This is a genomic window from Halorussus sp. AFM4 (genome assembly GCF_051194995.1).
In the GTDB taxonomy this organism is placed as follows: domain Archaea; phylum Halobacteriota; class Halobacteria; order Halobacteriales; family Haladaptataceae; genus Halorussus.
The window spans coordinates 1-14,814 of record NZ_JBNTJT010000007.1 but is presented as its reverse complement, the minus strand read 5'-3'; the positions used below and the strand labels follow the sequence as shown (position 1 = coordinate 14,814).

14 protein-coding genes are annotated in these 14,814 nt (G+C 56.3%); 5 read left to right on the top strand and 9 right to left on the bottom strand.

Features of this window, described 5'->3' with window-relative positions; all coding sequences use genetic code 11:
• Nucleotide 1 precedes the first annotated feature (1 nt).
• Entirely contained in the window at nt 2–451 is a 450-nt protein-coding gene (locus tag ACQUQF_RS24535) for a hypothetical protein (protein WP_435182066.1), read from the top strand.
• A gap of 34 nt (nt 452–485) precedes the next feature.
• Here ACQUQF_RS24535 and ACQUQF_RS24530 read toward each other — a convergent pair whose 3' ends face one another.
• From ACQUQF_RS24530 to ACQUQF_RS24510, 5 genes are all read right to left on the bottom strand, one after another.
• Nucleotides 486–1,556, bottom strand: coding sequence for a phosphate ABC transporter substrate-binding protein PstS family protein (locus tag ACQUQF_RS24530; RefSeq protein WP_435182065.1), 1,071 nt, complete (start codon nt 1,554–1,556; stop codon nt 486–488).
• Nucleotides 1,557–1,811: 255 nt separating this feature from the next.
• Nucleotides 1,812–2,732: a phosphate ABC transporter ATP-binding protein PstB gene (pstB, locus tag ACQUQF_RS24525; RefSeq protein ID WP_435182063.1), complete on the bottom strand. Its 921-nt coding sequence runs from the start codon at nt 2,730–2,732 to the stop codon at nt 1,812–1,814.
• A gap of 3 nt (nt 2,733–2,735) precedes the next feature.
• Nucleotides 2,736–3,617: a phosphate ABC transporter permease PstA gene (gene pstA / locus ACQUQF_RS24520; RefSeq protein ID WP_435182061.1), complete on the bottom strand. Its 882-nt coding sequence runs from the start codon at nt 3,615–3,617 to the stop codon at nt 2,736–2,738.
• The gene (gene pstC, locus ACQUQF_RS24515; protein WP_435182059.1) at nt 3,618–4,553 is read right to left on the bottom strand and encodes a phosphate ABC transporter permease subunit PstC; all 936 of its coding nucleotides are present in this window, start codon (nt 4,551–4,553) and stop codon (nt 3,618–3,620) included.
• Between the two features lie 45 nt (nt 4,554–4,598).
• Entirely contained in the window at nt 4,599–5,639 is a 1,041-nt protein-coding gene (locus ACQUQF_RS24510; RefSeq protein WP_435182058.1) for a PstS family phosphate ABC transporter substrate-binding protein, read from the bottom strand.
• A 256-nt stretch (nt 5,640–5,895) separates the two neighbouring features.
• Here ACQUQF_RS24510 and ACQUQF_RS24505 point away from each other — a divergent pair, with 256 nt between their 5' ends.
• The gene (locus tag ACQUQF_RS24505) at nt 5,896–6,891 is read left to right on the top strand and encodes a PhoU domain-containing protein (protein ID WP_435182057.1); all 996 of its coding nucleotides are present in this window, start codon (nt 5,896–5,898) and stop codon (nt 6,889–6,891) included.
• Between the two features lie 505 nt (nt 6,892–7,396).
• On the opposite strand, the gene ACQUQF_RS24500 is transcribed toward ACQUQF_RS24505, so the two are convergent.
• Nucleotides 7,397–7,888, bottom strand: a complete 492-nt coding sequence (locus ACQUQF_RS24500; RefSeq protein ID WP_435182056.1) for a ferritin-like domain-containing protein — start codon at nt 7,886–7,888, stop codon at nt 7,397–7,399.
• A 5-nt stretch (nt 7,889–7,893) separates the two neighbouring features.
• Nucleotides 7,894–8,484, bottom strand: a complete 591-nt coding sequence (locus ACQUQF_RS24495) for a hypothetical protein (protein ID WP_435182055.1) — start codon at nt 8,482–8,484, stop codon at nt 7,894–7,896.
• Between the two features lie 105 nt (nt 8,485–8,589).
• Here ACQUQF_RS24495 and ACQUQF_RS24490 point away from each other — a divergent pair, with 105 nt between their 5' ends.
• Both ACQUQF_RS24490 and chrA read left to right on the top strand, forming a co-directional pair.
• Nucleotides 8,590–8,808 (top strand): DUF7130 family rubredoxin-like protein, encoded by a 219-nt coding sequence (locus ACQUQF_RS24490; RefSeq protein WP_435182053.1) that lies wholly within the window; start codon nt 8,590–8,592, stop codon nt 8,806–8,808.
• Nucleotides 8,809–9,151: 343 nt separating this feature from the next.
• Nucleotides 9,152–10,519 (top strand): chromate efflux transporter, encoded by a 1,368-nt coding sequence (gene chrA / locus ACQUQF_RS24485; protein WP_435182052.1) that lies wholly within the window; start codon nt 9,152–9,154, stop codon nt 10,517–10,519.
• 54 nt (nt 10,520–10,573) lie between these two features.
• On the opposite strand, the gene ACQUQF_RS24480 is transcribed toward chrA, so the two are convergent.
• Nucleotides 10,574–11,848: an ethylbenzene dehydrogenase-related protein gene (locus ACQUQF_RS24480; RefSeq protein WP_435182051.1), complete on the bottom strand. Its 1,275-nt coding sequence runs from the start codon at nt 11,846–11,848 to the stop codon at nt 10,574–10,576.
• A gap of 254 nt (nt 11,849–12,102) precedes the next feature.
• Between ACQUQF_RS24480 and ACQUQF_RS24475 the strand changes: the two genes are divergently transcribed.
• Nucleotides 12,103–13,467 (top strand): MFS transporter, encoded by a 1,365-nt coding sequence (locus tag ACQUQF_RS24475; protein ID WP_435182050.1) that lies wholly within the window; start codon nt 12,103–12,105, stop codon nt 13,465–13,467.
• Between the two features lie 330 nt (nt 13,468–13,797).
• On the opposite strand, the gene ACQUQF_RS24470 is transcribed toward ACQUQF_RS24475, so the two are convergent.
• Nucleotides 13,798–14,814 (bottom strand): Cdc6/Cdc18 family protein (locus ACQUQF_RS24470; protein WP_435182049.1); only part of this gene is annotated, 1,017 nt, incomplete at its 5' end.

Below are 14,814 nucleotides of genomic sequence, written 5' to 3'. Positions count from 1 at the left end.
CATGACGAATACAGAACCAGCCGCACGTCAGTCGGAAACCGATTCACACGCGTACGTCAATCCGAGCACCGCTGAAGGATGGAGTCGGCTCGGCCTGTTCTTCGGTATGGGATTTTTCGCCATTGGTAATCTCCTCGAGATGGTCGCAGTCGTTTGGGGCGGAACTGCCATGATTGCTTGCGCGTTCATACTCAATACTGCCGGAAAACTAGCCCACTATTGGGGCCTCTCGATTTCCCGTGCAGAACGAGTGAAACTTTCCGCGTCGTGGTTACTTCTGATGCTGACGGTTGTTGGTCTGTTGACGAACTTCAGCTACGCCCGGTACGGTCCTGGTGAGCCGTCGTTCTTCTGGTCGTTCGCAGTCGCGGGAATCGGGTTCGGACTGCTGCACATGGCAGCACAGACGAAGTATTTGCCAGCAACCGAGAAAACGGCTGATGAACCATAAAGGAAGATGTTCAGATACGGCCGTTACTCCGAGTCTACATCCCGCTTGTTATGTTCTGTAGCTTCTGAAGGTTCTGCTTCGACGTCTTCGTGCTCACCGGGACGTAACCTACCTGCTTGATGAGATCAGAGTCGCTCTTTTCGAGGTAGAACCGGGTGAATTCGCGGACAGCTTCTTCACTCAGTGAGCTTTGCTTCACGTAGATGAACAGTGGTCGCGCCAGCGGGTACTGGCCGGAACGGGCGGTCTGGAACGTCGGCGGAACACACTTTGCTTCGGTGGCGGAGGATGTCGTGGTCGACGAAGCAGTCGTCGTTTGAGCAGTCGTCTGCTCGGACTCGTTGTTGGTGATGCTCAGCGCTTTGAGACTGTCCTTATTACTGATGTAGTAGGCGAACCCGAAGTAGCCCATGGCGTACTGGTCGCCTTGGACGGCCTGGACGATGGTGTTGTCCTTCTCGGTGCCCTGATAGTCGCTGCGGTGTTTCCCTTCCTCGCCCATCACCGTCTCCGTGAAGAAGTCGAACGTCCCCGACGTTGAAGCTGCTCCGTACAGGTTGAGCTCCTTGTTCGGCCACTCCGACCGCACGTCACTCCACTTCTGTGGCGGGTCGCCCGGCCCCCAGATTTCGCGGAGTTCGGCGAAGGTAACACAGTCAACCCAGTCGGCTTCGTTGTTGACGACGACGGTGAGCGCGTCCGTGGCGACCTGGAACTCGACCGGCTGAATGTCGTTCCCTCTGCACTGTTCGATCTCCTTCTGTTGAATCGGGCGACTGGCGTCGTTGATATCGGTTTTGCCGGCACAGAAAAAGTTCGCGAAGCCCCCACCGGTCCCCGTCGAACTCACGGAGATGGTGATGTTATTGTGTTGCTTTTCGAACTCCTCCGCGAGCGCGGTGGTAATCGGGTAGACCGTCGAGCTCCCTGCAATCTGGACCTTACCCGAGAGCGTATCATCTTGGGCTCCCACCACAGCACTACCGGTTAGCATCGTCGCACCCGCTGCTCCGGAAGCGGTCAAGAACTGACGCCGTGAAGTGTTTGTTTTGCTCTCGGTTGTTGATACGTCGTGCTGGTCGGGTTCCCCGTTCTGTCGTGTCATTCCAACCCCCGTAGAGAGGGACAGTAAATATACGGAAAAAAGTTACGATAAGAATATATATTGGCGTATAGTCTCCACGTTTCTATACGTACTACTATGTAGATGCGAACAATGAGGCTTGAGGAAGCAATTCCTGGCTTATCCATGGAACGGAGCAGTTCTAAGGACGCTCTTCCAATTAGATACTCATTGGTGTCTTGGTCCTTTCGAAGCACCAGACAGCAACACCAATAACAGAGGCCGATTTAAGCCAGATTATCCGAACTTCCCTGTGATGTAGTCCTCGACGCGTTGATGGTCTGGATTCTCGAAGATTTTCGTCGTATCGTCGAACTCGACCAGTTCTCCGCCGGTCAGGAACACTGCCGTCTTGTCACTGATTCGGGCCGCCTGCTGCATATTGTGCGTGACGATGATGACCGTGTATTCCTCCGAGAGTTCGCCGATTAGGTCTTCAATCTGTGACGTTGCAACCGGATCAAGCGCGCTCGCGGGTTCGTCCATCAGAAGGACTTCCGGATCGGGAGCGATAGCGCGTGCGATGCACAACCGTTGTTGTTGACCCCCCGAGAGACCGAGTGCGTTTTCGTCGAGTCGATCCTTAACTTCGTCCCACAGGGCGGCTCGCCGAAGCGCGGTTTCGACGCGTTCGTCGAGATTGTCCGTCTTATCCTGAATCCGCAGTCCGTATGCGACGTTGTCGTAGATGCTCTTGGGGAACGGGTTCGGCGCTTGAAACACCATCCCGATGCGTCGACGGAGCACAACCGGGTCGACATCGTCGTCGTAAACGTTCACACCCTCGAAGAGCAGGTCTCCCTCTACCCGCGCGGCGTCCACGAGGTCGTTCATCCGGTTGAGACACCGCAGGAACGTCGATTTACCACAGCCAGATGGGCCGATGATGGCCGTTACTTGCTCGCCAGGAATCTTGATATCGATCCCATCTAACGCCTGCGTTTCTCCGTAATAGACGTAGAGATCACGTGCTTCGATGACGGTGGGAGCACTCGCTGGAGTTGGTGCGCGATCTCTTTCGGACAGTGCTTCTGACGGCTGAGTTGTCAGCGTGTCGTCCGACGCCGCTTCTGTCTCTTGACTCTGGCCCGAATCGACCGCATTACTTTCACGATTGCTTGTCTCCGGGTCGGACGTAGTCATTTGCTCTCTATTCATGGTTCACGATTGCTTCTGATACTTGTTGCGAATGAGGATGGCTATCGAGTTCATGGTCAGTAGGACGACTAGGAGTGTGATGACGCCTGCCGCCATCACACCGTGTTGGAACGCGTCACTCGGCAGGTCCACCCACGCGAAAATCTGCATGGGCATGGCGGTGAATTTGCTCGTCAGGCTCGACGGCACCGAGTATATCGTCGCCGGGACGCCTATCATCACCAATGGCGCTGTCTCTCCGATTGCCCGCCCGAGTGCGAGAATCGTGCCAGTGAGAATGCCAGGGAGCGCTCGGGGTAGCACGACGTTCCGTATCGTCTGCCACTTCGTCGCCCCCATTCCGTACGACGCTTGGCGGAGCGAGTCCGGAACGCTCCGGATGGCCTCCTGTGCCGAAATGATGACGATGGGAAGGATGAGCAACGAGACGGTGAGGGCCGCGACGATGAGTGTCCCATATTCGATGTTGAGCAGCTGGATGAACAGCGCGAGACCGAGGATACCGTATACGACGGAGGGAACGCCAGCGAGGTTCGAGATATTCACTTGAATTGCACGCACTAACCGTGTGTCGGGAGCGTACTCCTCGAGATAGATTGCTGCTCCCACACCCACGGGGAATGAGATGAATGCGATAAGCAAGATCAAGAAGACAGAGCCAACGAGGGCCGGATAGATTCCGGCTTCTTCCGGGAACCGGGAGGTTGCACTCGTCAGGAACTGCCAGTCCAGCCAACCGATAGCGTCAACGGCGACGTAGGTCAACAGAATACCGAGCGTGACAATACCGATAATCGTCGCCCCGAACGAGAGGGCGACGAACAGCTTCCCTTTCCACCGGCTAACGCGTTGGTTCTCGATTTCGGTTACGTTTTCAGTAGCCATCTATTCGTACACCTCCCGATAGCGCGACGATATCCACTCGCTTAACATGTTCATCCCGAGCGTGATGACGAACAACGTCAGCCCGATGGCGAACAGGCTCTTGTACGCCGTCGAGGCTCCGGTCACGTCGCTCGAACCCAGTTCGACCATCGCGGCGGTCATCGTCTCGACAGAGCCGAGATAGGCCTCCGGATTAAACGGGTTGACTAGCTCTGCATCGCGCCCCGCGGCGATGGTCACGGCCATCGTCTCACCGATCGCCCGTGAGAGGGCGAGTATGAACGACGAGAGGATACCTGAGATGGCAGAGGGAACTACCACACCGGTCGAAACTTCGAACTTCGTTGCACCAAGTCCGTATCCTGCCTGTCTTAGCGAGTCAGGAACAGAGTTCATCGCGTCTTCACTTATCGACGAGACCATCGGGATGATCATGATTCCGACGATGATGGACGCACTTAGTGCGTTGAACGTTTCGATGGTCGGGAACACTGTCGACAGCGCTGGAGTGATATAAACGAGCGCAAAGTACCCGTACACGACAGTAGGGATACCAGCGAGGATTTCGAGTGCCGGCTTGAGGACCGACCGCATTCGGTCACTCGCGTATTCACTGAGATAGATTGCGGTCAACACACCGAGCGGGAGGGCGATAACTGCCGATCCGATCGTGATGATGAGCGTTCCAGCGATGAGCGGAAGGACGCCGAAACTGTACGGTTGAATCGTCGGGTGCCATTCGGTGTTCGTGAAGAACGCCACTGGCGACACTCTGGTAAAGAACGTCAATGCGTCGCCAGCCAGGGCAAGAACGATACCGACAGTCGTCAGTATCGAAAGAGCCGCACAGCTGAAGAAGATTGCTTTAATCGCCTGTTCCTTCATCCATCCCCCTCCCCGCTCTCGGGATAGATCGGGTATCGATTCTTGACTCATTGTATGATGAACCCCCCTATGAACACAAAAAGTGACTGATTTGCGTTACGCGACCTCGTTGATGACCTTGTCGAGTTTGTCGAGGTTCGCTTGGGCCTTCTTGTCGGTGACCGGGACGTAGCCAACTTGCTTGACCAAGTCGGTCTTGCTCTTCTCGATGTAATAGCGGACGAACTCTTGGACAGTCTTGTCCTTGAGCGACTCTTTGGCCACGTAGATGTAAAGCGGACGCGACAGCGGGTACTTACCTGCTTTTGCGGTCTTGAAGGTCGGCTTCGTACAGGAGGTGTTCTCGTTCTTGACTGCGACACCCTTCAGACTGTCCTTGTTTTCGATGTAGTAGGCGAAGCCGAAGTAGCCCATGGCGTACTGGTCGCCCTGGACGGCCTGGACGATGGTGTTGTCCTTCTCGGTGCCTTGGTAGTCGCTGCGGTGTTTGCCTTCCTCGCCCATCACCGTCTCCGTGAAGAAGTCGAACGTCCCTGACGTCGAAGCTGCTCCGTATAGGTTGAGCTCCTTGTCCGGCCACTCCGACCGCACGTCACTCCACTTCTGGGCAGAGTTGTCGGGTCCCCAAATCTTCTGGAGCTCCTTGAAACTCAGACAGTCGACCCAGTCTGCTTCCTGATTGACGACGACGGTGAGCGCGTCCGTGGCGACCTGGAACTCGACGGGGGTCACCCCGTTGTTTTTGCACTTCTCCTTCTCACTCTGCTTGATGGGGCGACTGGCATCGTTGATGTCGGTCTTGCCGACACAGAAGTAGTTCGCGAAGCCCCCACCGGTCCCCGTCGAACTCACGGAGACGCTGGCTTTATTGTGCTCTTTTTGGAATTCCTCGGCGAGTGCTTGCGAAATTGGGAAGACTGTCGAGCTACCGGCGATGTTGACGCTTCCGGAAATGGAGTTGCTCTGTTCCTGTTTTGTGCCCGAGTCCTGTTTTGCACTCTGGTCGCCGCCTTCGGTCGTACCTTCACTACCACTGCCACCCATACATCCGGCGAGAGCCAACGTTCCAGCCACACCGGAGGTCGCAAGCAGTTTACGGCGGGAAACCGTTGTGTTGTCCGCGGAGTCTCTTACCATCAACTTGGCCTAACCATTTGCCAGTATAAGTGTTGCTATGATTTCTATATAGTGGTGGGTATTCTCGCGAGATGAAGTAGCATTGTGGCATCAACAGTCATAGTACAAGACGACCACGTACAACTGAACCAGCGTTTCATAGCCGCAGGCGCATTGATTAAGCAGTTTTCTGGTTCAGTTCTACTGTCAACCCAAGACCGCAAATGAGTATATAGCGAAAGGTGGATTTATAGTGTTGGGCTCATCAAGTCCATATATGGAGACGCGCAAAGTACAGGTAACCGGTGGCTCGACCTTTACCGTCTCAATTCCGAAGGGATGGGCAAAAGAGAACGACATTGAGGCTGGTGACCGCGTGGAATTTTTCCCGGACAACGATAGTCTCATCCTCATCCCAAAACGAGAATCAGAACAGACTGAGGGAACAATAGACATCTCCGGTTTAGAAGGAGACGAGTTGATTCGCGCGGTGATGTCGATGTACGTGAGCGGGTTCGACGTTATCAAACTTGAGGCAGACCGTATTTCGACTTCGCAACGCCAGCTGGTCAGCAAGGCGACCCAGAATTTGGTTGGTCTTGAGGTATTGGAGGAAACCAGTGAGAAGGTTATCATTCAAGATCTTCTCGACTCTACCGAACTCTCGATCACCAATGCAGTAACCAGAATGCGTCTGGTCGCTCTGTCTATGTTAGAGGATTCGATTGTTGGTCTACTCGAGGATGACGATGAGATGGCCAAGAGCGTCATTGACCGAGATGACGATGTCGACCGACTTTGGATGGTCGTCTCACGGATTTTCCGGGAGTCTTTACGCGGAAACGACACGACTGTGGAAATCGGAATCCCCCGGGAGGATTGCTTTGACTACCATTCGAGTGCCCGTCAACTTGAACGAATTGCGGATCACGCCACCAAAATTGCGCATCTCTCCTTAGAATTGGATGAAATCCCAGATCAAGTCGCTGATGGGTTGAACGAGTTCCACGGTGAGACGGAGGCTATCATCGAAAAATCGATGGACGCCTTGTTCATGGAAGATCGTACGCGTGCGAAGGAACTCGCACACGAAGCACGTGAATCTGTCATGGATACGGACCGGCATGCCCGATCGATGGATGAACTCCTGTACGAACTTGAGCCCCAACAGGCACAGCTGTTGGGGCTTATAGTTGACTCACTTTCCCGCAGTTCTGATTATGGTGGTAATATTGCTGAAACGGCTCTTCAGAAAGCAACACCAAAACCCTAAGCAATTACTTCATTCTCAAACATTTTCAGTGCCTCCCGAAGGAACGTCTACCTGCAAAAAGGTATGTCCAGTACCTTCTCTGGGACCACCGACGGTGCACACCCTACGACATACTCTACAGGATCAAGAATCTCCTACAGAAGAGCGTTCAAATGAAAGAGTGAGTGATGGAGTATTGTCGACGACAGCTGTCCGATCTTGGGACAACAGTCGACCTATAACTGGTCGAGGGTATGGTGTTTGCCAGCGTGGGGCGCGAGTATCGTCTTACTCCTCTCTGAGAGAATCCCGGATTAGTGACCCCCGTTGGGACGGCCCTCCGGAAAGCCATACCTCAGGCTAACACGCCCGAACGTTGCCTCATACGGGACGTAGTCACGAACGACTTCGTCCTTGGCCTGGTAGGGCGATATCCCCTTAAATGTCCAGTGCTGAGTGGTTTGGACCTCGCAGCCCGGCAGTGTGTACTCTGCCTCGACGAGTGGTATAGACACCGCCTCGATAGTCATGATGATTTCCCAACACGGCGTTCCTCCAGGAACTGTTGCATCCGATCGAGTGCCACCTGTGCCTCCGCCCGGTTCTCCTGAAGGTTCGACACCGTCGGCTCCGAGAGCCCTAACTCGTCGGCCAAGAGAATCAACCGGTCGAGAAGCGTGATTTCCAGCCGTTCGTTGATCATCCCGATATTGATTACGTCGAGATCTCGGAGGTCATCATCTTCGACATCAAGCACGAACTGGTCTTTCTCCGCGAGCAGTCCTTCCATAATAGGACTACCCTGTTCACGTGGTTCCATATCGAGCGCCGCGAAGATGGCCTCAATCCGGTCAATCTGGTCTACCGTATCGCCTTCGTGGCCGCCGAAAATCGCCCGCACCTCGTCGCTCGCGGCTGCATCAGCAAGGTCGCTATGAAGGTCGAGAATTTCGATTTCAGCATGGTAGAGTTTCTGAAGTTCTCTGTCGAAGAGTTCGCGCTTGGATGTGATGGACATATCTGTCAAGCCTCCTCCGAGTCGTTCTCAAGCAATTGGTCGCGAAGACAGTCTTGAACAACGTCGGTATCGATAGCGCCACTCTCCATCAGGAGGTAAAGGCTGCCAGCAGTCATGGGTTCGTCCGATTGGAGGTCCTCAAGGAGTTCCGGAATCCCTACATTCGCCGCCTCAATATCCAAGGAAACCGATTCGACTAGCAGGCCGTCCCGATGCCCTGCTCGTCGAAGGGCCGCCGTGAACAGCCGCTCGGGAACTGTACCCTGCGACGCCTGCCCATCGCGCATCAGCGTTGTGATGCCAACCGTTCGAAGGAGAAACGCGAGGCCGTCGCGAACACCAGCCTGGAGGTCCTCGTCTGCATTCTGCCACTGTCGCCCCTCATCCGTTATGTCACCGAAAATCTCGCGCCATTCATCGTCGTCCAATTCTTCAAGCAGAATGGAAAAATCCAGCATCGAATTATAGACGCGCTCGCGGATGTCCCGCCGGCGCTGATATCGTTGCTGTTTCGCGTGTTGTCCGTCATATACCTTTTCGCCGGCCAACCAACGGCGGTCCTCGGTAGTGAGCATCGCGTTCTTCCTACCGGTCATGTCCGAGACGATGGTGGGAAGCAGAATAAAACCCCCTCAAAGGTAAATGGGATATGATGGACTGATGTGGGAAAACGATTTATACTTAAGGAACAATAATGAAATATGGTGCCAGAAAGCGATCGGCCTCCGGTAGAGGGGAACAAAGAAGAAACAGAGGTTCCGATCGGTGACGCTCCAGACACTCTCGGGCAGAGCTACACCATGTGGCGCTGTGTCGAATGTGGTGAGATGGGTAAACTCGAAGACGAAGAGACGCTACCGGAGAGTTGTCCAGAGTGTAGCGTTTCCAAGGAGGCATTACTCTATTGGGAAGAGGACTGAGTTCACCGTTCGTCTCTGCCGTTCTTTTTGCAGTATGGACTTCAAGAACCGGGCGTTCGGTGTCGCAACCGTGTTCGATAATTCGCCAGGTGTTGCTATCGAATCCATTCAATTCTTCGAAATTCGACCGTAACAACGGGATACTAACGCCAATTTGAACGCCCTTTTTGATCAATAGGAAAGGCTATTCGATACGTGTTGAATATCGCTCGTTCGAACGACCACAGCCAATACGAACGAGGGAAAGAACCCGGTTACGAAACTCATAGGAAATCGGTGTATGGGACGGAAACGTTCACAAGTAGTTTCAATCTTACCGAGAACGATGGAGGAGGAATGCTAGGTGGAAAAAGAAAAACTGGAGGACCAGTCGGCATCTTCTCCGACACTTCGGGAGGCGACGTGGACGTGGGCACGCGTCGCCATATCGAGTTTCGGCGGGCCTGCCGGTCAGATCGCGGTCATGTTCCGGTACATCGTCGACGAACATGGTTGGGTGAGCGAACGCCGTTTCCTGCACGCCCTCAACTACACGATGCTGTTGCCGGGGCCAGAAGCACAGCAGTTGTCCGTCTATCTCGGCTGGCTCCTCAACGGCACTAGAGGGGGGCTCATCGCCGGATGGCTGTTCGTCCTCCCCGGGTTCCTCTCAATCCTCGCTCTGAGTATTCTCTACGTGACGTACCGAGAACTCACTATCGTCACCGGATTGCTCTTCGGTCTCAAGGCAGCTGTCCTCGTAATCGTGTTTGCAGCAGTGCCCAGTCTGAGCCGGCAGGTGTTCGAGAACCGGCCAATGGTTCTGCTCGCCGTCGCTGCATTCATCGGCATGTACGTCTTTCATATTCCGTTTCCGATTATCATAATCACCGCCGGTTTGATTGGATATCTCGGTTACCGGGTCGCGCCGGACATGTTCACCGTGATGACCGGCTACGACGCGGACGCCACCACAGCAGTCATCTCCGATGCGCCATCCGTCAGCCGGCCATCTAGACGACACACCCTGGTGACGTTGGGAATCTGGCTAATCGTCTGGTTCGGACCACTTCTCGTTCTCGGCGTTTTTCTCGGGCGCAGCAATGTCCTAGTCCAAGAGGGACTGTTTTTCAGCCTTGTCGCAACGGTCTCGTTCGGTGGGGCCTATGCGGCGCTCGCGTACGTCGCTCAGGAAGCAGTCGTCACCTACGAGTGGTTGCTGCCCGGTGAGATGCTGGATGGCCTTGGGTTTGCGGGCACGACACCGGGCCCGCTCATCCAAGTCGTCCAGTTCGTCGGCTTCATGGGTGCCTATCGGAACCCGGGCACCTTGGACCCGCTGGTCGCTGGAATTGCAGGCTCGCTCGTCGTCACATGGGTCACGTTCGTACCGAGCTTCCTGTGGATCTTCGTTGGTGCACCATACATCGAATACCTTCGCGGTCGGACATCCATCACCGCCGCACTATCGGCAGTCACCGCCGCTGTCATTGGGGTGATCGTGAATCTCGGCCTCTGGTTCGCAGTCCAGACGCTCTTCGACTCGGTTGTCATCATCGACAGCTACGGGATGCGGCTGCTCCTCCCCGTCGTTACGTCAGTCAACCTCCCGGCGCTCGGCATCGCGGTGCTCGCTGGCGTCCTCCACCTTCGATTCGATCAGAGTGTCCTTCGCACGATCGGGGTAGGTATCGTCGCTGGCATCGCCTACCAACTGCTCGTCGCCCTTTGACAAACTGTTAGACGGTCCGTCGAGATGGATCTCCGACGCGGAGGGCAGGTAGGACTACTGACCAATGAACGATTCGGGGGCGTTCTCGTAGAGTTCCCATATCGTGACCGCTGCGTTCCGGATGTCCTCAGCCCGTGGATGGGACTCATTGGTGAGGTCATCCCAGGTGACCAGCCCCGGGAACACGAGGGGTAAGGTATATGTCTCGATTCGATTCCAGTCGGGAGTGTCGCCAGTGAACTCCCTCGCGACGAGTTCTGTCGTTCCAGCGGTATACTGCTTGCCTGCGTACTCGGGTTCGACGCCAAGTCCGAGCTTGTAGGGATACCCGACCCAGTGCCAGCGCTGCCCAGCGCCGTGGTGAATGGCCGGCGTCCAAATGTAGACGGCACCAGGTTCCAACTGTGTCGTATCTAAGGGATGCGCCGTCTGGAGGTCACGCCACATCTCCACGACCCACTCGCCGTTTTCCCAGACGCCCGTCGCCTCCCAGTCCGCCGCGCTACCTTCGGGCTCACGGAGCGGGCGACGTGGAATCATCGCCCCCTCCCACTCCGCGACCGACGGATCGAATGCCACTGCATCGTCCAATTCCAGGGCGTACGTGCCGTCCTGCTGGTCGGGGAAGTTTCCGTTGCGAATCTCGCGGTAATTGAGCGCCCCACCCTCAACCACTGTCGGGTCCCACATGAGCTCAGGGCCGTCCTCGGAGTCCCACTTCTGAGTCCCGTACGTGTCGTGTCCCTGGTCACTGTGGCGGTAATCGAGCACGTGGTGATCTGTGCCGTATCCCTTCGGGTTGCTCCGGTGGGCCCGCCACATCGGGAGGTCGAGAAACACCCCCTCCCGCTTGAGTTCCTCAAGTTCCTGTGCAGGTTTGATTGCCCGCCAGTCGTTTTCCCACCACTTTCCCTCGCAGGCCTGTGGTATGTACTTCCGGATGTCGGTCTTATCGAGGCCGTTCGGGCCGAAGTGGTCGTGGGCTTGCACCTCGGGTTCGGGAACCTCGCTCGGCAGCGACCGCATCCCCTCGTGAGCGGTCAGCCACCCGCCAAACTCCTCGAACCCTTTGACTGAGCCATCGTCGAGTAAGAAGCTCACGCGGTCCTCATAGAATCCGGTGTGTTCCGGATTCTTGTCGGCTGTCACCCACGGCGACGGATCTGCGAACTTCCGCCACTTCCCGTTTTGGTACACGAGCATATCGTGAATCCACCCGCCGGCGTGAGGCTGGTCCCAGCGGAATCGAAAGTGAATCCGGTCCGAATTGAAGGCAATCTGCGTATCGAGATGTTTCAGCGTCTCTGCTGGAAGCCAATTTTCGGTCATCGTGGACGGCCTCCCCGAAGTGCAGACCATCGACGTGCAGTCACGGGATTGGTGCATACTGTCTGACTCATGAGTGCGGACACTCGTGGTAAATCCGTATACGTTAGGCGTCCATAAGAATCTATATACCCGGATGCTCAAGTTGTAACTGTGATGAGCGGGTTACACATTCGACCGACAAGCAATGTTGCACAGAATGGACGATCACAGTGGAACGAATCACGTGACCGAACAGAGCATCCCCACAACGAACTATGAGTCAAGAACAGGTTTCCGTTGACGTTGAGGAAACGGGGCCGTTAGATACGTTCCGGCAGTTCTTCGCTCTAGAACGGGACGTGCTGGTGCTGTCACTGGCGATGTTCGCGTTCAGTCTCGGCTTCCAGATGACTAGCCGTTTTCTTCCCGAATACATGGTTGCGCTCGGCGCCTCGGGGTTCATCGTCGGCCTGTACGGAACGGTCAGCAACATCATCTCGGCGGTGTTCCCATATCCCGGCGGTGCCATCTCCGACCGCATCGGGTCGCGGTATGCACTAACTCTGTTCGGATTGATCTCCACACTCGGCTTCGGGGTCTGGTTGGTTGCTCCGCACCTCGGCGTGATCGGCATCTCCGGCGTAACAATCCCTGCTTGGATCTGGATTTTCGTCGGGCTACTGCTCGCGCAGGGCTGGAAATCGTTCGGGATAGGGGCGACGTTCGCGGTCGTCAAGCAGGCGACAGATCCCTCGCGGTTAGCAGCCGGTTTCGCCAGCACCGAGACCTTCCGCCGGACGGCGTTCCTCATTGGGCCGGTGCTCGCCGCCATGCTCATCAGCTTTCATCCGGACTTCACGGTGAGTTTCCAGTACGTCCTCGCCGTTGCCGTTGTCTTCGGTGTCGTCGGGACGGTCGTGCAGCACGTCCTCTACGATGCCAGCGAGGACTCCATCGGTGACTCTTTCGAGGGAATCGACCAGATCAAACGTGACCTGCGGAATATGCCTGAGCCGCTCCGTCCGTTGTTGGTTGGTGACACGCTCGTCCGGTTCGCCAACGGCATGGTGTATGTTTTCTTCGTGCTGGTGATTACCCAGTTCTATCAGGTCGGCTTTGAGACGACGGTCTCGTTGGCTGGCTTCTCGTATGCGATCGACTACTCGCCAGAGGCGTTTTTCGGTTACCTGCTCGGCGTCGAGATGTTCGTCGCGTTACTCGTGATGGCGCCGGCGGCGAAGGCCGCCGAGTACGTTGGCCTCAAACCGGTCGTCGCGCTTGGCTTCTCCGTCTACGCGCTGTTCCCGGTCGTTCTCATTGAGGGACCGGAGGTTCTCGCCCCGGTGATGTCGCTCCAATGGGCGATGGTTCTCATCTTTGCGTTCTCGGGGCTACGGTTCGCAGGGTTGCCATCTCATAAGGCACTGATCGTCGGGCCTGCCGAACAGGATGCTGGTGGGCGCGTCACCGGTTCCTACTATCTCCTCCGGAACACCGTCGTTATTCCGAGTGCGGCACTTGGCGGCTACCTGTGGGAGTTCGTCAGTCCGGAAATGGCATTCCTGATTGCAGCAGCCATCGGCGTTGTGGGGACGGGCTACTTCCTGCTGTTCGGCGAAGAGTTTGAGGCCTATGTCTGATAAGTCACAAGACCCATATCCGAACCATCGACCGACTATGCGGAGCCCTCCAGACGGAACTATCTGGGTTCTCGCTCTTGATTGCCGTGGCGGCTCATTTTCTGCTAGTATACCCTCCAAGCACTAGCCGACGACCTCCGGGCGGTATCAGCCTCTGACAAATAGCCCCTCTCCTTACTGACGCTTGACGGCTAGCGCGACGTGACGAACATCCTTTGTTGTCTGCCGGGAACACGTGGACAATTCCGTTTCCAGACTCGATAAGTACGCACCACGTATTGAGCATACTAACTGCAAGCAGAGCCCAAGAGAACCACCAGAGCTAATCGCTTACTCGATATGCTCGAACGTCTCCGCGACGGACCGATACGTCCGGTCACGGCTTGTCCCTGTTGCTTCGATGACATCGTATTGGTCCATCTTGGAGAGATAGTTGCGGACTGTCCGGTTGGTCTTTGGTTCGTCGACCCGCTGTTCGTACTTCTCGTAAAGGTCGCTCGGCGAGATCGCCTCGTGCTCCTCGATGATCTGGTAGAGCGTCCGCTGGTGGTGGGTGAGTGTTTCAACGTCCTTCTCGTGGCGCTCCACGCGAGCTTCGGGAATCGCGGCTTCGACAACCTTGTCCGTAATCTCGGTGAGGTTCTGCCGTTGCGCCTGCCGAGCGGCGGTTCGAAGAATACTGAGGGCGACCCGGGCATCTCCGCCGGCGGCGTCAGCAATCGTCTCAAGCTGGCTGTCGTCAATCACGCCCTCTTCAAGTCCCCACTTGGCACGCGCCTTTAGGATGGAGACGAGTTCGCCGGCGCTGTACCGGTCGAACCGGACGCGCTCGCTGCCGGTGAGCCGGCTGGTGAGGCGTTCGCCGGCAGTCGCGAACAGGTCGCGTTCGCGGTTGGCGATCAGCAACATTGAGAACTGGGAGAGCTCGTGGAGATGGTAGAGTAGACGTTTGTCCTCCAACTGGTCGACTTCGTCGAGGATCACGACGCAGGGTGGCCCGTCGTACTGGCGGAGCCGCTCGAACAGTTCGTCGCGCGGCGTCGACTGACGGTGGATGTCGACGGTCTTCCTGAGGCCCTCGAGGATTCGGTAGATGGTGCGGAACTCCGAGAAGTTCTGCCAGCAGTTGACGTACTGGTACTCGACATCGAGAACCTCCTGGCGGAGCTGTTCAGCGGTGTACTTCGCGAGGCAGGTCTTCCCGACGCCAGAGGGACCGAGGAGAAGGGTGGTATCGGCGGGCTCGCCGTTGGTGAGCGGGGCGAGGATCTCGGTTAGATGGGTGACTTCGGCGTCGCGATGCTCGACTTCGCGGGGGACGAACCCTGTCCGGAGGACGCGAGCATC

What these genes read in the sequence shown, in the direction of transcription:
- ACQUQF_RS24535 (WP_435182066.1), top strand. Translation starts at nt 2, where the DNA reads ATGACGAATACAGAACCAGCCGCACGTCAGTCGGAAACCGATTCACAC.
- ACQUQF_RS24530 (WP_435182065.1), bottom strand. Translation starts at nt 1,556, where the DNA reads ATGACACGACAGAACGGGGAACCCGACCAGCACGACGTATCAACAACC.
- pstB (WP_435182063.1), bottom strand. Translation starts at nt 2,732, where the DNA reads ATGAATAGAGAGCAAATGACTACGTCCGACCCGGAGACAAGCAATCGT.
- pstA (WP_435182061.1), bottom strand. Translation starts at nt 3,617, where the DNA reads ATGGCTACTGAAAACGTAACCGAAATCGAGAACCAACGCGTTAGCCGG.
- pstC (WP_435182059.1), bottom strand. Translation starts at nt 4,553, where the DNA reads ATGAGTCAAGAATCGATACCCGATCTATCCCGAGAGCGGGGAGGGGGA.
- ACQUQF_RS24510 (WP_435182058.1), bottom strand. Translation starts at nt 5,639, where the DNA reads ATGGTAAGAGACTCCGCGGACAACACAACGGTTTCCCGCCGTAAACTG.
- ACQUQF_RS24505 (WP_435182057.1), top strand. Translation starts at nt 5,896, where the DNA reads ATGGAGACGCGCAAAGTACAGGTAACCGGTGGCTCGACCTTTACCGTC.
- ACQUQF_RS24500 (WP_435182056.1), bottom strand. Translation starts at nt 7,888, where the DNA reads ATGTCCATCACATCCAAGCGCGAACTCTTCGACAGAGAACTTCAGAAA.
- ACQUQF_RS24495 (WP_435182055.1), bottom strand. Translation starts at nt 8,484, where the DNA reads ATGACCGGTAGGAAGAACGCGATGCTCACTACCGAGGACCGCCGTTGG.
- ACQUQF_RS24490 (WP_435182053.1), top strand. Translation starts at nt 8,590, where the DNA reads ATGGTGCCAGAAAGCGATCGGCCTCCGGTAGAGGGGAACAAAGAAGAA.
- ACQUQF_RS24480 (WP_435182051.1), bottom strand. Translation starts at nt 11,848, where the DNA reads ATGACCGAAAATTGGCTTCCAGCAGAGACGCTGAAACATCTCGATACG.
- ACQUQF_RS24475 (WP_435182050.1), top strand. Translation starts at nt 12,103, where the DNA reads ATGAGTCAAGAACAGGTTTCCGTTGACGTTGAGGAAACGGGGCCGTTA.